Annotated in this window: 17 protein-coding genes; 4 read left to right on the top strand and 13 right to left on the bottom strand. The window is 63.6% G+C overall.

Annotated elements, in window-relative coordinates:
• Nucleotides 1-17 precede the first annotated feature (17 nt).
• On the bottom strand, nucleotides 18-1,907 hold the full coding sequence (locus tag OZ911_RS09910) for a propionyl-CoA synthetase (RefSeq protein WP_070086769.1): 1,890 nt from the start codon (nucleotides 1,905-1,907) through the stop codon (nucleotides 18-20).
• 178 nt (nucleotides 1,908-2,085) lie between these two features.
• On the opposite strand from OZ911_RS09910, the gene OZ911_RS09905 reads away from it, so the two are divergent.
• Entirely contained in the window at nucleotides 2,086-2,952 is an 867-nt protein-coding gene (locus OZ911_RS09905) for a LysR family transcriptional regulator (protein WP_023049247.1), read from the top strand.
• On the opposite strand, the gene OZ911_RS09900 is transcribed toward OZ911_RS09905, so the two are convergent.
• From OZ911_RS09900 to OZ911_RS09880, 5 genes are all read right to left on the bottom strand, one after another.
• The gene (locus OZ911_RS09900) at nucleotides 2,926-4,080 is read right to left on the bottom strand and encodes an HPP family protein (RefSeq protein WP_023049246.1); all 1,155 of its coding nucleotides are present in this window, start codon (nucleotides 4,078-4,080) and stop codon (nucleotides 2,926-2,928) included. The genes OZ911_RS09905 and OZ911_RS09900 overlap by 27 nt on opposite strands.
• Nucleotides 4,081-4,350: 270 nt before the next feature.
• Nucleotides 4,351-5,670: an ATP-binding protein gene (locus OZ911_RS09895; RefSeq protein WP_016485923.1), complete on the bottom strand. Its 1,320-nt coding sequence runs from the start codon at nucleotides 5,668-5,670 to the stop codon at nucleotides 4,351-4,353.
• Nucleotides 5,667-6,335 carry a response regulator transcription factor gene (locus OZ911_RS09890; RefSeq protein ID WP_016485922.1) on the bottom strand — a complete coding sequence of 223 codons (669 nt, stop codon included), beginning with the start codon at nucleotides 6,333-6,335 and terminating at the stop codon, nucleotides 5,667-5,669. The genes OZ911_RS09895 and OZ911_RS09890 overlap by 4 nt, the downstream gene beginning before the upstream one ends.
• Nucleotides 6,336-6,650 (bottom strand): PepSY domain-containing protein, encoded by a 315-nt coding sequence (locus OZ911_RS09885; RefSeq protein WP_016485921.1) that lies wholly within the window; start codon nucleotides 6,648-6,650, stop codon nucleotides 6,336-6,338.
• Nucleotides 6,650-6,958, bottom strand: coding sequence for a PepSY domain-containing protein (locus OZ911_RS09880; protein WP_016485920.1), 309 nt, complete (start codon nucleotides 6,956-6,958; stop codon nucleotides 6,650-6,652). The genes OZ911_RS09885 and OZ911_RS09880 overlap by 1 nt, the downstream gene beginning before the upstream one ends.
• A gap of 193 nt (nucleotides 6,959-7,151) precedes the next feature.
• On the opposite strand from OZ911_RS09880, the gene OZ911_RS09875 reads away from it, so the two are divergent.
• Together OZ911_RS09875 and queD are read left to right on the top strand one after the other, a co-directional pair.
• Nucleotides 7,152-8,231, top strand: coding sequence for a patatin-like phospholipase domain-containing protein (locus OZ911_RS09875; RefSeq protein ID WP_016485919.1), 1,080 nt, complete (start codon nucleotides 7,152-7,154; stop codon nucleotides 8,229-8,231).
• 53 nt (nucleotides 8,232-8,284) lie between these two features.
• Nucleotides 8,285-8,641 carry a 6-carboxytetrahydropterin synthase QueD gene (gene queD, locus OZ911_RS09870; protein ID WP_012271598.1) on the top strand — a complete coding sequence of 119 codons (357 nt, stop codon included), beginning with the start codon at nucleotides 8,285-8,287 and terminating at the stop codon, nucleotides 8,639-8,641.
• Nucleotides 8,642-8,651: 10 nt separating this feature from the next.
• Here the strand turns inward: queD and OZ911_RS09865 are convergent, their stop codons facing one another.
• The gene (locus tag OZ911_RS09865; RefSeq protein ID WP_161775554.1) at nucleotides 8,652-9,134 is read right to left on the bottom strand and encodes a DUF1289 domain-containing protein; all 483 of its coding nucleotides are present in this window, start codon (nucleotides 9,132-9,134) and stop codon (nucleotides 8,652-8,654) included.
• A gap of 406 nt (nucleotides 9,135-9,540) precedes the next feature.
• Between OZ911_RS09865 and acnB the strand changes: the two genes are divergently transcribed.
• Nucleotides 9,541-12,150 carry a bifunctional aconitate hydratase 2/2-methylisocitrate dehydratase gene (gene acnB / locus OZ911_RS09860; protein WP_016485917.1) on the top strand — a complete coding sequence of 870 codons (2,610 nt, stop codon included), beginning with the start codon at nucleotides 9,541-9,543 and terminating at the stop codon, nucleotides 12,148-12,150.
• A 74-nt stretch (nucleotides 12,151-12,224) separates the two neighbouring features.
• On the opposite strand, the gene prpD is transcribed toward acnB, so the two are convergent.
• The 6 genes from prpD to OZ911_RS09830 form a co-directional block, all read right to left on the bottom strand.
• Nucleotides 12,225-13,709 (bottom strand): 2-methylcitrate dehydratase, encoded by a 1,485-nt coding sequence (gene prpD, locus OZ911_RS09855; protein ID WP_016485916.1) that lies wholly within the window; start codon nucleotides 13,707-13,709, stop codon nucleotides 12,225-12,227.
• Nucleotides 13,710-13,781: 72 nt separating this feature from the next.
• Nucleotides 13,782-14,972, bottom strand: a complete 1,191-nt coding sequence (gene prpF / locus OZ911_RS09850) for a 2-methylaconitate cis-trans isomerase PrpF (RefSeq protein WP_070086792.1) — start codon at nucleotides 14,970-14,972, stop codon at nucleotides 13,782-13,784.
• Nucleotides 14,973-15,122: 150 nt separating this feature from the next.
• On the bottom strand, nucleotides 15,123-17,711 hold the full coding sequence (acnD, locus tag OZ911_RS09845) for a Fe/S-dependent 2-methylisocitrate dehydratase AcnD (RefSeq protein WP_060518837.1): 2,589 nt from the start codon (nucleotides 17,709-17,711) through the stop codon (nucleotides 15,123-15,125).
• A 193-nt stretch (nucleotides 17,712-17,904) separates the two neighbouring features.
• A complete protein-coding gene (gene prpC / locus OZ911_RS09840; RefSeq protein ID WP_016485913.1) occupies nucleotides 17,905-19,032 on the bottom strand; it encodes a bifunctional 2-methylcitrate synthase/citrate synthase in 1,128 nt (375 codons plus the stop codon).
• A gap of 58 nt (nucleotides 19,033-19,090) precedes the next feature.
• Nucleotides 19,091-19,981 (bottom strand): methylisocitrate lyase, encoded by an 891-nt coding sequence (gene prpB / locus OZ911_RS09835; protein WP_016485912.1) that lies wholly within the window; start codon nucleotides 19,979-19,981, stop codon nucleotides 19,091-19,093.
• Nucleotides 19,978-20,694 (bottom strand): GntR family transcriptional regulator, encoded by a 717-nt coding sequence (locus OZ911_RS09830; RefSeq protein ID WP_016485911.1) that lies wholly within the window; start codon nucleotides 20,692-20,694, stop codon nucleotides 19,978-19,980. The genes prpB and OZ911_RS09830 overlap by 4 nt, the downstream gene beginning before the upstream one ends.
• Nucleotides 20,695-20,708: the final 14 nt, after the last annotated feature.

The following is a 20,708-nucleotide window of genomic DNA, read 5'->3' as shown; positions in this document are numbered from 1 at the left end:
GGCCCTGAGGTCAAGCATCAACCCGCCCTGGGCAAATCCGCCAGCACCGCCTCGATCTCCCCAAGCACCGCCGGGTCGTCCAGGGTAGAAGGCGGTACGTAATCCTGCCCATCGGCAATCTTGCGCAGCACCGCGCGCAAGATTTTCCCCGAGCGGGTCTTGGGCAGCCGCTTCACCAGCCGAACCCGGTTGAAACAGGCCAGCGGGCCAATAGACTCGCGCACGCTACCCACCAGGTCCACCAGCAACTGCGCCTCGGCAATGCCCTCGCCGTCCTTGAGGACAACCAGCGCCAACGGCACTTGCCCCTTGATTTCATCATGAACGCCAATCACCGCACACTCGGCCACTGCCGGGTGGCAGGCCACCAGGTCCTCCATTTCGCCGGTAGACAGCCGGTGCCCGGACACGTTGATCACGTCATCCGTGCGCCCCATGATGTAGACAAAACCGTCATCATCCAGAAAGCCGCCGTCGCCCGTGTGGTAATACCCCGGGTAGGTGCGCAGGTAAGCCTGCAAGTAACGCTCGTGGTCGCCCCACAGGGTCTGGCTGCACCCAGGCGGCAGTGGCAAGGCAATGACGATCGAGCCCTGGTGGTTGGGGCCCAGCAAGTGGCCCTCGTCATCCAGCACACGCACGTGATAACCCGGCACCGCCCGGTTGCTTGAGCCCGGCTTCGCCGCACTGCCTTCCAGCCCCACACAGGGCGCGGTGACCGGCCAGCCGGTCTCGGTCTGCCACCAGTGGTCGTGCACCGGTTTGCCAGTGACCCGCTCCAGCCATTCATGGGTGCTGGAATCGAGCTTCTCACCCGCCAGGAACAGCTGGCGCAGCGAGCTGAGGTCGTGCCTGCGGATCAACTCGCCCTCCGGATCTTCCTTGCGGATGGCACGCATGGCGGTAGGCGCACAGAACAGCGCGTTGACCTTGTACTGCTCCACCACCCGCCAGTAGGCCGAAGCATCCGGGGTGCGGATCGGCTTGCCTTCGTAAAACACGGTGGTGCAGCCGCTCATCAGCGGCCCATAGACGATCAGCGAATGGCCGACCACCCACCCTACATCGGAAATGCCCCACCACACGTCGCCGGCCTGCATGCCATAGATATGGCGCATGGCATAGCACAGCGCCACGGCATTGCCGCCATTTTCCCGGACGATGCCCTTGGGTTTGCCGGTGGTACCCGAGGTGTACATGATGTACAGCGGGTCGCCGGCATCCAGCTCGACCGGTGCCACCGGCTGGGCGCCGGCCAACGCTGCCTGCCAGTCCAGGTCGCGGCCTGGGTGCAGTGCAGCCTGCGCCTGCGGTCGTTGCAGCACCAGCACATTGCGCGGCTGGTGCCGGGCCAGCTGCAGGGCGCGGTCGACCAGCGGCTTATAGGCAATCACCTTGTCGAATTCCAGCCCGCAAGATGCCGTCAACAGCAGCGTGGGCCGGGCGTCATCGATGCGCAAAGCCAGCTCGTTGGCGGCAAAGCCGCCGAACACCACCGAATGCACTGCACCGATCCGCGCGCAGGCCAGCATGGCCATGGCCGCTTGCGGCACCATGGGCATATAGATGATCACCCCGTCGCCCTTTGTCACCCCTAGCTGGCGCAGCAAACCGGCCAGTTGCGCCACTTCATCGCGCAGCTGGTTGTAGGTGTAGGCCTGCTGCACGCCGGTGACTGGCGAATCGTAGACCAGCGCCAACTGCTCGCCACGGCCCTGCTCGATCTGGTGATCGAGGGCCAGGTAGCAACTGTTCAGGCGGCCGTCGGCGAACCAGCGGTGGGTACCGTCAGGGTTGTCTTGCAGGATGACGGCAGGCTTGCGGTGCCAGGCCAGGTGCGCGGCCTGTTCCGCCCAGAAAGCGGCAGGGTCGGAAATGGAATGGGCGTAGCTGTGCTGATAGCTCATATCGAAGGGAACCCGGTACTTGTTGTTATTGAAGGGCGAACCCTGAGTATGGACCGCTACACCCGCGCCGCCAGGGGACTAAAGTCACAACCGACCTGCAAATTTGCAGACAACGCAAAAACGCCCCATAACGGTGCAAAGCCTCTAGAATAGGCCACCCTCAGCCACCGAGCAGCCCATGGACATCGATCAGGCCCGAACCTTCCTGGAAATCGTGCGTTGCGGCAGCCTGGTCGCCGCCGCCGAACGCCTGTTCGTGTCACAAACGGCCATAACCGCCAGGGTTCAGCGCCTGGAGCAGCAACTGGGCTGCCAGCTGTTCGTGCGCAGCCGCAACGGCGCCAGCCTGACCAGCGATGGCGAGGCATTCGTCAGTTATGCCAACCAGCTGGTACAAACCTGGGAAGCGGCGCGACGTGACCTGCCGCTACCTGAGGGCTGCCAGCAAGTGCTGCATGTGGGGGGAGAAGTGAGCCTGGGCAACCCGATGCTGCTCGACTGGGTCAGCGCCCTGCACCGTGAGCTGCCCAGCCATGCCATCCGCAGCGAGGTGAGCGACGGCGAGTCGCTGCTGCGCAAGGTCGAGATGGGTTTGCTGGACGCTGCGCTGGTGTACCAGCCGACCTACGGGCCGGGCCTGCAGGTGGAACAGTTGATGGAAGAGAAGCTGATCCGCGTGCGCCGGGTCGACCGGCCAGAGCCCTATGTGTACATCGACTGGGGCGAGGCCTTCCGCCGCCAGCACGATGCCGCCCTGCCCGACTGCGCCCGCCCGGCGCTCAGCTTCAACCTGGGCCCACTGGCCTTGCAGTTCATCCTCGATCAGGGCGGCAGCGGTTATTTTCGTACGCGGGTGGTGCAGGCTTACCTGGACAGTGGCGTGTTCGAGCGGGTACCGCAGGCACCGGAATTCACCTACCCGACCTTTCTGGTGTACCCACGCAAGCGCGACAGCGAGGCCCTGCAACAGGCCTTCGCCATCCTGCGCCGGCTGGTCGCCGCCGGCGCCAGCGACTGGTCACAACGCTGGGACCCGGTTATCTGAGGCCACGGCTTTGCTGAGCAGTTGCCGCTTGAGGCCGGCGATGAGGTCGGTCTGGGTGATTACCCCCACCAACTGGTCGCCATCGAGCACCGGCAGGCAGTGCAGACCTTGCTCGCACAGCAACGGCAGCAGGCACTCAAGCGGGTGCTGACTGCTGACACTGACCACCCGCCGGCTCATCACCTGCTCCATGCGTACCGCCTTGCGGCCGAACAGCCCCCGCCAGCTGAAGCGGCCATGCTGCATCGCCGGGCCCACCAGGTCGCTAAGGCTGACGATGCCCACCAGCCTGCCCTGTTGCAACACCGGCAGGGTTTTCAGGTGGTGGCTGGCCAGCATTTTCCAGGCCTGCTCGAGGGTAGTCTGGGGCGTGGCAAACTGAACATCGCGCGACATTACCGAGGCCGCGGTAATACCGCCAAGGCTGCGCTGCAGGGCGTGCTGCTCGGTGGCCAGGATGATGCGCTCCAGCTCGTCACGGGTAACGTCGACGAACTCACCCAACTCTTCGAGGGCCTGGTCCAGGTCCTCGCCACGGATGCCGACCCGTTCACTGGGCTGTCGGTCGTGGGTGTGGTGCGAGTCTTTGCGTACCGCGACGCCTTTCGGGTAGCGCACCCCGGTGAGGCGGTTGTAGAGCACCGCCACGCTCACCAGGATCAGTGCATTGAGCAGGATCGGCTCAAGCAGGTGATCACCCATGGCGGTCAGCCCTGTGTCGGCCAGCACTGCACTCACCGCCACCCCGCCACCCGGCGGGTGCAGGCAGCGCAGCAGGCACATGACCAGGATCGAGATACCCAGGGCCGCAGCGGCCACCCACAGTTCCGGGCCAAAGCCTTGGCGCAGGGCCAGGCCGACCGCGCCAGCCAGCGCGTAGCTACCCAGCACCGGCCAAGGTTGGGCCAATGGGCCGGAATGCACGGCGAATACCAGCACTGCCGAGGCAGCCAGCGGGCCCAGCAGGTGCAAGGCGATGTCGGGACCGTAGGCCATGCTGGTCAGCCAGCCCGCAAGGAACAAACCGAACACCGCACCGATACCGGCACGCAACCATTCTTTTGGAGGGGTATTCAGAGGCGCCGGCAACAGGCGCTGCAGACGGTTTTCGGAACGCGAGGCAGACATTTAGGTAATCGGGATCTTTGCTATTTCTGATTAAAAAGAAAGCCCAGCCGAGCTGGCCTGGGCCTCGTATTGCGCGTGCAATACCACAAGGGGCTCCGTCCGTGGAGAGATGGAAACCGCAGGGTTTCGTGAGGGGGATTTTGCCGGGTGGAGGGAAATTGGGCTAATTCAAAAAACTGCGGCTGTACTGCAGTTTTTTTGCAGTACTGATAGGGCCAAAGGGGCGCTGCGCGGCCTTGTGTCGCGATGGGCCGCACAGCGGCCCCTGCATTACCGGGCCTTGCGCGGCAGGTCAATGCTCACGCGCAATCCGCCCAGCGGGCTCTCTTCCAAGGCCAGTTGCCCGCCCCAGGCGTCGACGATATCGCGCACGATGCCCAAGCCCAGGCCATGCCCGTCCACCTGCTCGTCCAACCGCGAACCACGCTCCAGCACTTGCTGGCGCTGGCCCTCAGGGATGCCGGGACCGTCGTCATCGACCCACAGCTGATAACCCTCGGCACTAGGCGCAATACCCAGTCGCACCTCGCTGTCAGCCCACTTGCAGGCGTTATCCAGCAGGTTGCCCAGCAGCTCCAGGAAGTCTTCACGGTCCCATGGCAATAACAGCCCGGGCGGCACATCACTTGCCAACAGCAGGCCTTCTCCGTGAATCATGCCCAACGTGCCCAGCAACCCCGGTAGCTCGGCGTCACAATCGAACTGCGCGCCTGGCAACGCGTCACCCGCCAGCCGCGCACGGTTCAGCTCGCGCGCCAGCCGCTGCTGAATCTGCTCCAGCTGCTCGCGCATCTGCGCGCGGACTTCGGGCAAATCCTTCAGACGCTCGCTGGAGGCCAGGCTCAGCAGCACTGCCAACGGCGTCTTCAGCGCATGCCCCAGGTTGCCCAAGGCATTGCGCGAACGGCGCAGGCTATCTTCGGTATGGCTGAGCAGGTGGTTGACCTGCCCCACCAGTGGCGCCAATTCGCTGGGCACCTCCTCATCCAGCTGCGAGCGCTGGCCCTGCTGCAGTTGGGCGATTTGCTGGCGTGCCCGCTCCAGCGGCCGCAGCGAGCGGGTAACCGTGATGCGCTGCAGCACCAGGACCAGGATCAGGGCCACCAACCCCATGCCCAGGCCGATCTGCTGCAAGCGCCGGAAGCCTTCGCGCACCGGCGAATAGTCCTGCGCCACGCTGATCGAGATGTCCTGGCCCAGGCGCCGGTAGTCGGCGCGCAGGGCCAACAGTTGCTGGCCTTCCGGGCCGAGTTCATGACTGTCGGAGAGCCCGGGCGCCGAAGGTTTCGGCATGTCCAGATCCCACAGCGAACGGGACCTCCAGGTACCTTTGTCGAAATCGATGCGGAAGTAGTAACCGGAAAAGGGCCGCTGGTAGGCAGCCGAAATACGGCGCTCATCCAGCTGCAGGCCGGACGGGCCACGCACCAATGCCACCAGCAGGTTCTCGCTTTCCTTGCGCAGGCCGTTTTCCAGATAGCGCTGCAGGCCGGCTTCGAACAGCCACAAAGTCAGTTGCGCCAGCACCACGCCCACCACCACCAGCACCGCCACCAGGCCAAGGCTCAGGCGGGCCTGGATCGACTTCACTCAGCGCTCCCGGCATAGATATAGCCCTGCCCGCGACGGGTCTCGATCACGCTACGGCCCAGCTTGCGCCGCAAGTGATTGACGTGCACTTCCAACACGTTGGAGTCACGCTCGGTTTCACCATCGTAAAGGTGCTCGGCCAAGTGGCTCTTGGACAGGATCTGCTGCGGGTGCAGCATGAAGTAACGCAGCAGCCGGAACTCCGCAGCAGTCAGCTGCACATCCACGCCATCACGGCTCACGCACTGACGGCTTTCATCCAGGTGCAGCCCGGCCGCCTCCAGTTTCGGCTGGTTGGCCAGGCCCCGGGCACGCCGCAGCAACGCCTGGATACGCAATTGCAGCTCCTCCGGGTGAAACGGTTTGCTCAGGTAGTCATCGGCCCCGGCCTTCAACCCTTCGATGCGCTCGGCCCAGGAGCCACGGGCGGTGAGGATCAGCACCGGGGTGGCCAGGCCGGCAGCGCGCCACTGGGCCAGTACGTCCAGGCCCGGCAAGCCAGGCAGGCCAAGGTCGAGAATGATCAGGTCGTAGGGTTCGCTCTGGCCTTGGTAGACCGCGTCTCGGCCGTCGGCCAGCCAGTCCACGGCATAGCCCTGGCGCTGCAGGCCAGCAGTCAGTTCGTCAGCCAGCGGGACATTGTCCTCGACAAGCAACAGGCGCATTCAGTCGTCTTCCTCGTCTTTGAGCAGGGCACCGGTGCTGGCATCGAGCTTGATCTCGCGCACCACACCTTCAGCCGTCAGCAGCTCGACTTCATATTCGTAGCGATCGTCGTCTTCTTCCAGCTCGGCTTCCAGCAGGCGCGCCCCGGGGTAACGCCCCAAGGCGGTTTCCAGCAATTGCTCAAGCGGCAGGATGACGCCCTTCTGGCGAAGCTTCAGGGCTTCGTCCTGGTCAAGGTCGCGGGCAGCGGCCAGAGAGCATACGGCCAACAGCGCCAGCGCGAGGTAGCGCGCTGGCCGCGGTAAGTGAATCATCAGCTGTCCCGCTCGTCCTTCAGCACTTCACCGGTCTTGGCGTCCAGGTCGACGTCCCATTCGACGTTCTGGGTGTCACGCATCTCTACCTTGTAGATGTAGCGACCGTATTCGTTTTCCAGCTCCGAGTCGGTGACGGTGGCACCGGGGTGCTTGGCCACGGCGGCGGCTTTGAGCTCATCCAGCGACTTGATGGTCTTGGCGTTGACCAGCTTGACCACTTCGTCAGGCTGTACATCCTTGGCGAAAGCAGCATTGGCCCCCAGGGCGAGGGCGGTGGCGGCGAACAGGGCAGTCAAGGTTTTCATCGTTCTTCTCTCCTGAGAACTGTGTAAGTTGTCTACGCAATCAAGACTAACCACCGGTCCTTAATTGAACCTGAAAACAGCTGGCGGCATGATAGCGCAGTTACACCTTCAGACAGACTCGGTCTGCAGCTGGTGCAGCCAGTTGTGTAGGCTATGACGGCCCTTTCGCACCGACATGCCCGAGAGATCCGTCATGAGCGCCATCCACATCAAGTACCCTGCCCTCACCTTCAAGGCCGGCCAGCGTGCCCTGCAACACATCCGCGAGCGCGGCCTGCAAGCCGCCGATGTCGGGGTGCTGCCGGGTGCAGCCGGTGGGCCCAAGCCGCTGGGTATCCAGGGGCTGGACCTGGCACTGTTCGGCGAGTGGCTGCCTTCGGCACCCCGCCAGCGCGCCCTGATAGGCGCTTCGATCGGTGCCTGGCGCTTCGCCAGCGCCTGCCTCGAGGACCCCATCGCCGGTATCCGTCGGCTGGGCGAGCTGTACACCGAACTGGATTTTGCCAAGGGCGCCACCCCGGCCGAAATCAGCCACAGTTGCCAACGCATGCTCGACGACCTGCTGCAGGGCCGTGACGCCCAACTGCTGGCCAACCCGCACTATCACCTGAATATCCTGGTAGTGAAAAGCCACGGCCAGCTTGCCCACGACCATCGCGGCCGGCTGGGCCTGGGCCTGGGCTCGGTAGTTGCCAGCAACCTGCTTGGCCGTTCGCGGCTGGCGCGCCACTTCGAGCGCATCATCCTGCATGACGGGCGCGCCGCGCCGCCGCTCGACGCACTGACCGACTTCCCCTCACGCTACCTGCCGCTGGACCTGACCAACCTGCGCCACGCCCTGCTGGCCTCGGGTTCGATCCCCATGGTCATGCACGGCGTGAAAGACATCCCCGGTGCTGGCGCCGGCACCTACCGCGACGGCGGCCTGCTCGACTACCACCTCGACCTGCCCTACCGTGGCGACGATCTGGTGCTGTACCCGCACTTCACCGACAAGGTGGTACCGGGCTGGTTCGACAAAGCCTTGCCTTGGCGCAAGGGCGATGCCACCCGCCTGCAGAACGTGCTGCTGATGACCCCTTCGCCGCAATACCTGGCCGCCTTGCCCTACGGCAAGCTGCCCGACCGCAACGACTTCAAGCGCTTCCTGGGCGATGCACCAGGCCGCAAGCGCTATTGGTACAAGGCCATCGCTGAAAGCCAGCGCCTGGGCGACGAGCTGCTGGAGCTGGTCGCCACCGGGCGGCTGCATGAACGCCTGCAAGCCTTGTAACGGCCATGCTGGTAGACTGCGCGCATTATTGATTCACACAGAGTTATGACAGCGTGGAAATTTTCAAAGAATTCACATTCGAATCGGCCCATCGCCTGCCCCACGTCCCTGAAGGGCACAAATGCGGCCGCCTGCATGGCCACTCGTTCAAGGTCGGCCTGCACCTGACCGGCCCGCTCGACCCGCACACGGGCTGGATCCGCGACTTCGCCGAGGTCAAGGCGATCTTCAAGCCCATTTACGAGCAACTGGACCACAATTACCTGAACGACATCCCTGGCCTGGAAAACCCGACCAGCGAAGTGATCGCCAAGTGGATCTGGGACCAGGTCAAGCCGCTGATGCCAGAGCTGTCGAAGGTGCGCATCCACGAAACCTGCACCAGTGGTTGCGAATATACCGGCGACTGATTCGCCCTGCTCACTGGCCCTGCGCGCTGCCCATGGCATCGCGCAGGAAGCTGGGAGCGATGTAGCGCTGGTAATGCGCTTCTGAAAGCAGGAAGAACTCGCGATCGATGGCGTCGCGCAGTTGCGGCAGTTCCCAGCCACGGAACTCCGGCAGCAACACCATGCCGTAGGCCTCCAGGTCACGGATCATCCGCGCCCCGCGGGCTATCAGCTGGTAAGCCCAGCAATATTCCGACTGCTGATCGACAAAGCGGATGGAGCGCTGCTCCAGTTGCTGGCGCAACAGGCTTTTGTCGAACACTTCCAGCTTGGCCATCATCACCTGTACCAGCAACTGCTCAAGGCGCAGCCACACCGCACGCTTCTGCGCGTCGTCGTAGCCGTTCCAGTTGATCACTTCGTGGTGAAAACGCTTGCAGCCACGGCACACCGTGTCTCCGTACACCGTGGAGCACAGGCCGACGCAAGGGGTTTTGATGGACTTGTTGGACATGAAAAACAACAGCTTGGCGGTGGAACACCGGCCCATGTTAGCCCTTTGTCTAACCAGGGTCACTCGTTAAAGTCATGTTCACCGCCTTACCTTCGGGCTTTTTTTGCCGTAGAATCATCCGGCCTTTTCGAAGGCAACAATGTCCGTTGGAAGCTGTTTTCAAAGCGTCACGAGCACAGTTAATCCGGTAGAACGGCGTTGGCCCGGGCCATGCACCCCTCGCATGCCCGTGCCAGCCCTCATCAGCTCCCCGTTCTGCAGGCGTAAAACTTTGAAAGCAGCTTCTGTAAGGATTCTTTGCGACTCTGGCTGGGCGGCCCACAAAGCCGGCGCAGCGCATGGGTGCATTGAATGCTGGATAAGCGTCCCGGACCCCCTTTAGGGACCACTGATGAGGGAAATAACTGTGCTTGAAGCCTACCGCAAACACATCGAAGAGCGTGCCGCCCTGGGTATCGTGCCCCAGCCGCTGAACGCCGAACAAACTGCAGGCCTGGTCGAGCTGCTGAAAAACCCGCCGGCCGGCGAAGAAGCCTTCCTCGTAGACCTGATCACCAACCGCGTACCGCCAGGGGTCGACGAAGCTGCCTACGTCAAGGCCGCTTTCCTCTCTGCTGTTGCCAAGGGCGAAGCCAAGTCGCCACTGATCGACCGCAAGCACGCCACCGAACTGCTGGGCACCATGCAGGGCGGCTACAACATCGAAACGCTGGTCGCACTGCTGGATGACGCCGAACTGGGCGCCGTCGCGGCCGAACAGCTCAAGCACACCCTGCTGATGTTCGATGCCTTCCACGACGTGGCCGAAAAAGCCAAGGCCGGCAACGCTCACGCCAAGGCCGTGCTGGACTCCTGGGCTGCCGGCGAGTGGTTCACCGCCCGCCCGGCCATCGCCGAGAAGTACACCCTGACCGTGTTCAAGGTGCCTGGCGAAACCAACACCGACGACCTGTCGCCTGCTCCGGACGCCTGGTCGCGCCCTGACATCCCGCTGCACGCCCTGGCCATGCTGAAAATGGCCCGCGACGGCATCGAGCCGCAGCAGCCTGGTTCGGTCGGCCCGCTGGCACAGATCGAAGCCGTCAAGGCCAAGGGCTTCCCGGTTGCCTATGTAGGTGACGTGGTCGGTACCGGCTCCTCGCGTAAATCCGCTACCAACTCGGTACTGTGGTTCTTCGGCGACGACATTCCGTACGTGCCGAACAAGCGCGCCGGTGGCTTCTGCTTCGGCACCAAGATCGCCCCGATCTTCTACAACACCATGGAAGACGCCGGCGCCCTGCCGATCGAATTCGACTGCACCAACCTGGGCATGGGCGACGTCATCGACGTTTACCCTTACAAAGGTGAAGTACGCCGTCACGGCAGCGACGAACTGGTCACCAACTTCGAGCTGAAAACCGAAGTGCTGCTGGACGAAGTCCGCGCTGGCGGCCGTATCCCGCTGATCGTTGGCCGTGGCCTGACCGAAAAAGCCCGCGCCGAGCTGGGCCTGGGTGCTTCCGACCTGTTCAAGAAACCCGAGCAGCCTGCCGATTCCGGCAAGGGCTTCACTCTGGCGCAAAAAATGGTTGGCCGTGCCTGTGGCCTGCCAGAAGGCCAGGGCGTGCGCCCAGGTGCTTACTGCGAGCCGAAGATGACCACCGTCGGTTCCCAGGACACCACTGGCCCGATGACCCGCGACGAGCTGAAAGACCTGGCGTGCCTGGGCTTCTCCGCTGACCTGGTCATGCAGTCGTTCTGCCACACCGCGGCCTATCCGAAGCCGATCGACGTCACCACCCACCACACCCTGCCAGACTTCATCCGCACCCGTGGCGGCGTGTCGTTGCGCCCAGGCGACGGTATCATCCACAGCTGGCTGAACCGCATGCTGATGCCTGACACCGTCGGTACCGGCGGCGACTCGCACACCCGCTTCCCGATCGGCATCTCGTTCCCGGCCGGTTCCGGCCTGGTGGCCTTCGCCGCCGCCACCGGCGTCATGCCGCTGGACATGCCAGAGTCGATCCTGGTGCGCTTCAAGGGCAAACTGCAACCCGGCATCACCCTGCGTGACCTGGTGCATGCCATCCCTTACTACGCCATCCAGAAAGGCCTGCTGACCGTCGAGAAGAAAGGCAAGAAAAACGCCTTCTCCGGCCGCATCCTGGAAATCGAAGGCCTGGACGAACTCACCGTCGAGCAAGCCTTCGAGCTGTCCGACGCCTCGGCCGAGCGTTCCGCTGCCGGTTGCACCATCAAGCTGCCAGAGAAGGCCATTGCCGAGTACCTGACGTCCAACATCACCCTGCTGCGCTGGATGATCGGCGAAGGCTACGGCGATGCCCGCACCCTGGAACGCCGCGCCCAGGCCATGGAAGCCTGGCTGGCCAACCCTGAGCTGCTGTCGGCCGACGCCGATGCCGAGTACGCCGAAATCATCGAAATTGACCTGGCCGACGTCAAAGAGCCCGTGCTCTGCGCGCCGAACGACCCGGACGACGCCCGCCTGCTGTCTTCGGTACAGGGCGAGAAGATCGACGAAGTGTTCATCGGTTCGTGCATGACCAACATCGGCCACTTCCGCGCTGCCGGCAAGCTGCTGGAGAAGGTCAAGGGCGGTATCCCGACCCGCCTGTGGCTGGCTCCGCCAACCAAGATGGATGCTCACCAGCTGACCGAAGAAGGCTACTACGGCATCTACGGCAAGGCCGGTGCGCGCATGGAAATGCCAGGCTGCTCGCTGTGCATGGGTAACCAGGCGCGTGTGCAGACCGGTTCGACCGTGGTCTCCACTTCGACCCGTAACTTCCCGAACCGTCTGGGCGATGCTACCAACGTGTACCTGGCATCGGCCGAGCTGGCTGCTGTCGCTTCGATCATCGGCAAGCTGCCGACCGTCGAAGAGTACATGCAGTACGCGAAAGACATCGACAGCATGGCTGCCGATGTATACCGCTACCTGAGCTTCGACCAGATCGCCGAGTTCCGCGAAGCGGCAGCCAACGCCAAGATCCCGGTGGTTCAGGCCTAAGCTGAGTTACAGGTTGTAAAGAAAGCCCCGGCAGCGATGCCGGGGCTTTTTTGTTTCAGGCTGTACTGGCAACCTCAGATCACAAACAAATCCACAAACCTGTGCACCGCCATCCCCTCCAGCCGCTGCTGGTCCTTGCACACATTCACAATCTGCGCACACCGCTGACGGGCAAATCGCGTCCCCAGGTTTGCCCTGAACTTGGCCTCCAGCAGCGGTATGCCCTCCCCGCGCCGCCGCCGGTGCCCGATCGGGTACTCCACCACGACCTGCGCGGTACTGCTGCCATCCTTGAAAAACACCTGCAGCGCGTTGGCAATCGAGCGCTTGTCCGGCTCCAGATACTCGCGACTGAAGCGCGGGTCTTCGACCACCTCCATCTTCTCGCGCAGGCGGTCGATGCTCGGGTGGTTGGCATGGAAGGCATCCTCATAATGCTCGGCCATCAAATGACCAAAGATCAGCGGTATCGCCACCATGTACTGCAGGCAGTGGTCACGATCGGCAGCATTGGCCAGCGGGCCACTCTTGGAAATGATGCGGATCGCCGACTCCTGAGTGGTGATGACGATACGGTCGATTTCATGCAGGCGGTTGCGTACCAGTGGATGCAGGGTTACCGCCGCCTCGCAGGCGGTCTGGGCGTGGAATTCGGCAGGGAAACTGACCTTGAACAGCACGTTTTCCATCACGTAGCTGCCCAAGGCCTGCGACACACGCAGCGCCTGCTGCCCGGCAGGTTTGAGTGCCAGATCTTTGTTGGTATGGCTGAACAACACGTCGTAGAAGCCCCACTGCGGGGCCGTGAGCACGCTCGGCACGCCCATCTCCCCGCGCAGGGCGATATCGGCCAGGCGCACGCCCCGGCTGGAAGCATCACCAGCGGCCCAGGACTTGCGCGAACCTGCATTGGGCGCGTGGCGATAGGTACGCAGGGCCTGACCGTCGACAAAGGCGTGGGACAAGGCCGAGAGCATCTGCTCGCGATTGGCCCCCATCAGCCTGGCACACACGGCGGTTGAAGCCACCTTCACCAGAATCACATGATCGAGGCCGACGCGGTTGAATGAATTTTCCAGTGCCAGCACACCCTGGATCTCATGCGCCATGACCATGGCCTCAAGCACATCACGCATCAGCAGCGGTGCCTCACCTGCGGCTACATGTTTCTGGGACAGGTGATCAGCAACAGCCAGGATACCGCCAAGGTTATCCGAGGGATGAGCCCATTCAGCGGCCAGCCAGGTGTCGTTGTAGTCCAGCCAGCGCACCGTGCAGCCGATGTCCCAGGCAGCCTTGACCGGGTCCAGACGGTAGGCGGTGCCGGGGACGCGGGCACCATTGGGGACCAGCGTGCCTTCCACCTGAGGGCCGAGGAGCTTGGTGCATTCAGGGAAGCGCAGGGCCAGCAGGCCGCAGCCAAGGGTGTCCATCAGGCAATTGCGCGCGGTGTCCAGGGCCTCGAGGGACTCGACCCGGTAACCGAGGGCGTAGTCGGCCAGGGTTTGCAGCACCCGGTCGTAGTCCGGGCGGTCGTTGAGGTCTACGTTGGCGCTCATATCCAGCTCCCTTCAGAATTGCCGGGGCCGCTATGCGGCCCCAACGAACTAAAGCCGAGCGCCAGTGGTGCTTTAGAAGCTGTCGCCAGGCACGCGAACCCAGCCCTCCATCAGCACGCGAGCACTGCGGCTCATGATTGCCTTGGTTACTGTCCACTCCCCCCCCACCTGCCGCGCCTCGGCCCCGACCCGCAGGGTGCCCGAAGGGTGGCCAAAACGCACAGCGCTACGCTCGCCCCCACCAGCGGCGAGGTTGACCAGCGTGCCCGGAATGGCCGCCGCAGTGCCGATCGCCACCGCCGCCGTCCCCATCATGGCATGGTGCAGCTTGCCCATCGACAAGGCCCGCACCAGCAGGTCGATATCACTTGCCTGCACCGACTTGCCACTGGACGCAGTGTAGGTGCTCGGTGGCGCAACGAACGCCACTTTTGGTGTGTGCTGACGCCCGGCAGCCTGTTCAACGTTGTCGATCAGCCCCATGCGCACGGCGCCATGGGCGCGAATGGTCTCGAACCGCAGCAGCGCCTGAGGGTCGCCGTTGATGGCGTCCTGCAGTTCGGTACCGGTGTAGCCGAGATCGGCAGCGTTGATAAAAATGGTCGGGATACCAGCATTGATCAAGGTCGCCTTGAAGGTGCCGACACCCGGCACTTCCAGGTCATCAATCAGCTGGCCGGTAGGGAACATGGCGCCGCCGTCGCCGTCTTCATCGGCTGCCGGGTCAAGAAACGCCAGTTGCACCTCGGCGGCCGGGAAGGTCACGCCGTCGAGCTCGAAATCGCCGGTCTCCTGGACTTCACCTTCGGTGATCGGGACGTGGGCGATGATGGTCTTGCCGATATTCGCCTGCCAGATACGCACCGTGGCGATGCCGTTGCGCGGAATGCGCGCCGGGTCGACCAGGCCGCTGCTGATGGCGAACGAACCCACTGCGGCGGACAGGTTGCCGCAGTTGCCGCTCCAGTCGACGAAAGCCTTGTCGATGCTGACCTGGCCGAACAGGTAGTCGACATCGTGCTCAGGCTTGATGCTTTGCGACAGGATCACGGTCTTGCTGGTGCTCGACGTCGCGCCGCCCATGCCGTCGATCTGCTTGCCGTAAGGGTCAGGGCTGCCAATGACCCGCAGCAGCAGTGCGTCGCGCGCGGGGCCGGGGATTTGCGCCTGTTCGGGCAGGTCTTGCAGGCGGAAGAACACGCCCTTGCTGGTGCCGCCACGGATATAGGTAGCGGGGATTTTGATCTGGGGTACATGTGCCATTGTCTTGGGCATCCTGATAGTCCGGTGAAATACCCTGGGGCTGCTATGCAGCCCTTTCGCGACACAAGGCCGCTCCCACAGGTACTGCGCCGCCCGTTGTGGGAGCGGCCTTGTGTCGCGATGGGCCGCAATGCGGCCCCCGATTCATGTTCAGGCGGTCGCTTCGAGGAAGTCCTGGGCAAAGCGCTGCAGCACGCCGCCCGCTTCGTAGATCGACACCTCCTCTGCAGTGTCCAGGCGGCAGGTCACCGGCACTTCCAGGCGCTCGCCAGTGGCGCGGGTAACCACCAACGTCAGGGTCGCCCGTGGCGTACGCGCGCCAATCACGTCATAGGTCTCGCTGCCGTCCAGGCCCAGAGTCTTGCGGTCGGTGCCTGGCTTGAACTCCAGCGGCAATACACCCATGCCCACCAGGTTGGTGCGGTGTATGCGTTCGAAGCCCTCGGCGACAATGGCCTCGACACCCGCCAGGCGCACGCCCTTGGCCGCCCAGTCACGGGACGAACCCTGGCCGTAGTCGGCGCCGGCAACAATGATCAGCGGCTGTTTACGCTGCATGTAGGTCTCGATTGCCTCCCACATGCGGGTGACCTTGCCTTCCGGCTCGATACGCGCCAGCGAGCCCTGCTTCACGCTACCGTCTTCCTTGCGCACCATTTCATTGAACAGCTTGGGGTTGGCGAAGGTGGCACGCTGAGCGGTCAGGTGGTCGCCACGGTGAGTGGCGTAGGAGTTGAAGTCCTCTTCCGGCAAGCCCATCTTCGCCAGGTACTCACCGGCGGCGCTGTCGAGCATGATGGCGTTGGACGGCGACAGGTGGTCGGTGGTGATGTTGTCCGGCAGTACCGCCAGCGGGCGCATGCCGCGCAGGGTACGCTCACCCGCCAATGCGCCTTCCCAGTACGGGGGGCGACGGATGTAGGTGCTCATCGGGCGCCAGTCATACAGCGGCGCCACCTTCGGCCCACGGTCTTCCTCGATGGCGAACATCGGGATATACACCTTGCGGAACTGTTCTGGCTTCACCGCAGCACGCACCACGGCATCAATCTCTTCATCACTCGGCCAGATGTCCTTGAGGCGGATTTCCTTGCCATCGACCACGCCCAGCACATCCTTTTCGATGTCGAAGCGGATGGTACCGGCAATGGCATAGGCCACCACCAGCGGCGGCGAGGCCAGGAAGGCCTGCTTGGCATACGGGTGGATACGCCCGTCGAAGTTGCGGTTGCCCGACAGCACGGCGGTGGCGTACAGGTCTCGGTCGATGATTTCTTGCTGGATCGCCGGGTCCAGGGCACCGGACATCCCGTTGCAGGTGGTGCAGGCGAAGGCGACGATGCCGAAACCGAGTTGCTCCAGCTCCTTCTCCAGCCCCGCTTCTTCCAGGTACAGCTGCACAGCCTTGGAACCTGGCGCCAGCGACGACTTGACCCACGGTTTGCGGGCCAGCCCCAGCCTGTTGGCATTGCGTGCAATCAGGCCAGCGGCGATCACGTTACGCGGGTTGCTGGTGTTGGTGCAGCTGGTGATCGCGGCAATGATTACCGCGCCGTCCGGCATCTGCCCAGGCACCTCTTCCCAGCTACCGGCAATGCCTTTGGCTGCCAGGTCGCTGGTAGCCACGCGAGCGTGCGGGTTGGACGGGCCGGCCATATTGCGCACCACGCTCGCCAGGTCGAAGCGCAGGGTGCGCTCGTAGACGGCGCCGCCCAGGCTGTCAGCCCACAGGCCGGTGGCCTTGGCATAGGTTTCCACCAGCTTGACCTGCTGCTCTTCACGGCCGGTCAGGCGCAGGTAGTCGATGGTCTGCTGGTCGATGGCGAACATCGCTGCGGTGGCGCCGTATTCCGGCGCCATGTTGGAAATGGTGGCGCGGTCGCCCAGGGTCAGGGCCCGGGCACCTTCACCGTGAAACTCCAGATAGGCGCCAACTACCTTCTGTTTGCGCAGGAATTCGGTCAAGGCCAGCACCAGGTCGGTGGCGGTGATGTTCGGTGCCAGCTTGCCGGTCAGCTCGACGCCGACGATTTCCGGCAGGCGCATCCAGGAGGCGCGGCCGAGCATCACGTTCTCTGCTTCCAGGCCGCCCACGCCGATGGCGATCACGCCCAAGGCATCAACATGCGGGGTGTGGCTATCGGTGCCGACGCAGGTGTCCGGGTAGGCCACGCCGCGGTCGTTGTGGATGACAGGCGACATCTTCTCCAGGTTGATCTGGTGCATGATGCCGTTGCCCGGCTGGATCACGTCGACATTCTTGAACGCCTTCTTGGTCCAGTTGATGAAGTGAAAGCGGTCTTCGTTGCGGCGGTCTTCAATGGCGCGGTTCTTCTCGAAGGCCTGCGGGTCGAAGCCACCGCACTCCACTGCCAGCGAGTGGTCGACGATCAGTTGCACCGGTACCACCGGGTTGACGGCAGCTGGGTCGCCACCCTTGTCGGCAATGGCATCGCGCAGGCCGGCGAGGTCGACCAGCGCGGTCTGGCCGAGGATGTCGTGGCACACCACGCGGGCCGGGAACCATGGGAAGTCGAGGTCGCGCTGGCGCTCGATCAGCTGGCCCAGCGAGGCGTCGAGGGTTGCCGGGTCGCAGCGGCGCACCAGGTTCTCGGCGAGCACGCGGGACGTGTAAGGCAGGCCGTCGTAGGCGCCGGGCTTGATCGCCTCGACCGCCGCACGGGCATCGAAGTAGTCCAGGTCGGTGCCTGGCAGGTGCTTGCGAAATGCTGTGTTCATATCGTTATCAGGCTCGGTCACGGTACGGTCGTGGATAGCTTTCTAATTGCTGTCCTGTGTTGGCTGGTCCGGCTTCATCGCCGGCAAGCCAGCTGCTACAGGTGCAGCGCAAGCCTCAAGGGCGGTGCAACACCTGTAGGCGCTGGCTTGCCGGCGATGAGGCCGGACCAGGCCACCCCACAGGTTCGGTCTGTCAGCGCTGCTCGATGGGCACGAACTGACGCTGCTCGACGCCGACATACTCGGCGCTCGGGCGGATGATGCGGTTGTTGGCGCGCTGCTCGAAGACGTGCGCCGCCCAGCCGGTCAGGCGCGAACAGACGAAGATCGGGGTGAACAGCTTGGTCGGAATGCCCATGAAGTGATACGCCGACGCATGGTAGAAGTCAGCGTTGGGGAACAGGCGCTTCTGCTCCCACATGGTCTTGTCGATGGCTTCGGAAACCGGGTACAGCACGGTGTCGCCCACTTCGTCAGCCAACTGCTTCGACCAGCCCTTGATCACCTCGTTGCGCGGGTCGGACTCTTTGTAGATGGCGTGGCCAAAGCCCATGATCTTGTCCTTGCGCTCCAGCATGCGCAGCAGCTCGGCAGTGGCTTCCTGCGGGCTCTGGAAACGCTCGATCAACTCCATCGCTGCCTCGTTGGCCCCCCCGTGCAGCGGGCCGCGCAGCGAACCGATGGCGGCCGTGACGCAGGAGTACAGGTCGGACAAGGTCGACGCGCAGACGCGGGCGGTGAAGGTCGAGGCGTTGAACTCGTGCTCGGCGTAGAGGATCAGCGACACATTCATGACCTTGACGTGCAGCTCGCTCGGCTTCTTGCCGTGCAGCAGATGCAGGAAGTGGCCGCCGAGCGTGTCTTCGTCACTGGTGCAGTCGATGCGTACGCCATGGTGGGTAAAGCGGTACCAGTAGCACATCACTGCCGGGAACAGCGCCAGCAAGCGGTCGGTCTTGTCACGCTGGGCTTCAAAGGTCAGCTCTGGCTCCAGGGTGCCCAACACCGAGCAACCGGTGCGCATCACGTCCATCGGGTGAGCGTCACGCGGGATACGTTCCAGTACTTCTTTCAAGGCTTGCGGCAGGTCACGCAGGCCCTTGAGCTTGCGCTTGTAGTCATCCAGCTCGGCCTGGGAGGGTAGTTCGCCGTACAGCAGCAGGTAAGCGACTTCTTCGAATTCGGCACCTGCTGCCAGGTCACGTACGTCGTAACCGCGATAGGTCAGCCCGGCACCGGCCTGGCCCACGGTCGACAGTGCGGTCTGGCCGGCCACCTGACCGCGCAGACCTGCGCCACTGAGTACTTTCGCTTCGGCCATGGTGTTTCTCCTTTCTTGAACTTGTTATGGATTTGCTCTGGCTAATTCGGGGTGTTGCTCAGCCCTTTTTCTGGGCAAACAGCGCGTCGAGGCTCTGCTCGAAGGCGTGATAACCAATGGCATCGTAGAGCTCCATGCGGGTCTGCATGGTGTCAATCACATTTTTCTGGGTGCCGTCGCGGCGCAGCGCGGTGTATACGTTCTCGGCCGCCTTGTTCATGGCTCGGAACGCCGACAGCGGGTACAGCACCAGAGACACGTCGACCGAGGCCAGCTCTTCGGTGGTATACAGCGGCGTGGCGCCGAATTCGGTGATATTGGCCAGAATCGGTGCCTTCACCCGATCAGCGAACGTCTTGTACATCTGCAACTCGGTGATGGCCTCCGGGAAGATCATGTCGGCGCCAGCCTCGATGCACGCCTCGGCGCGATCAAGGGCTGCGTTCAGGCCTTCGACGGCCAGGGCATCGGTACGCGCCATGATCACGAAGCTGTCGTCGCTGCGGGCATCGACGGCCGCCTTGATGCGGTCGACCATTTCCTGCTGGCTGACGATTTCCTTGTTCGGGCGGTGGCCACAGCGTTTGGCGCCAACCTGGTCCTCGATATGGATGGCGGCAGCGCCGAACTTGCTCATCGAGCGCACGGTGCGGGCGACGTTGAAGGCTGACGCACCGAAGCCGGTGTCGACATCCACCAGCAACGGCACGTCGCACACGTCGGTAATCCGGCGCACATCGGTGAGCACGTCGTCCAGGCCGGTGATGCCCAGGTCCGGCAGGCCCAGCGAGCCTGCGGCCACACCGCCACCGGACAGGTAGATGGCCTTGAAGCCGGCGCGCTTGGCCAGCAGCGCATGGTTGGCGTTGATGGCGCCAACCACCTGCAGTGGATGCTCGGCGGCAACGGCATCGCGAAAACGCTGACCGGGGGTGCTCTTCACAGTCATTTCTCACCTCGTGGGCTGTTGTTGTGGGCGTCCAGATAGTGACGCTCGATGTTGCGCTTGGACGCGCCGATGTGGCGGCGCATCAGGAGTTCGGCCAGCTCGCCGTCACGGTCGGCGATGGCATCGAGTATGCGGTGGTGTTCGGCAAACGCCTGGCGTGGCCGATTGGGCGTGGCAGAGAACTGGATGCGATACATGCGCACCAATTGGTACAGTTCGCCGCACAGCATCTTGACCAAGGTCTGGTTGCCGCTGCCCTGGATGATCCGGTAATGGAAGTCGTAGTCGCCTTCCTGCTGGTAGTAACCCAGGCCGGCCTGAAACGCAGCATCGCGCTCATGGGTATCGAGCACCCGGCGCAGTTCGTCGATGTCGCCTTGGCTCATGCGCTCGGCAGCCAGGCGGCAGGCCATGCCTTCCAGCGACTCGCGAATTTCGTAGAGCTCGATCAGCTCGGCGTGGTTCAACGACACCACGCGCGCCCCAACATGCGGCACGCGCACTAACAGGCGCTGGCCCTCCAGGCGGTGGATGGCCTCGCGCAGCGGCCCGCGGCTGATGCCGTAGGTGCGCGCCAGCTCCGGCTCGGAAATCTTGCTGCCGGGGGCGATTTCGCCCTTGACGATGGCCGCCTGAATGCGCCTGAAGACGTTTTCAGACAAGGTTTCCGTTTCGTCTGTCAGCACCGGGCTGGGGGTGGAAAGGTCCTGCATATTGTCGACACCTT

The sequence above is a fragment of the Pseudomonas fortuita genome (assembly GCF_026898135.2).
In the GTDB taxonomy this organism is placed as follows: domain Bacteria; phylum Pseudomonadota; class Gammaproteobacteria; order Pseudomonadales; family Pseudomonadaceae; genus Aquipseudomonas; species Aquipseudomonas fortuita.
Note: the sequence above shows the minus strand (reverse complement) of the source record. Positions and strands in the feature narration are given on the sequence as shown.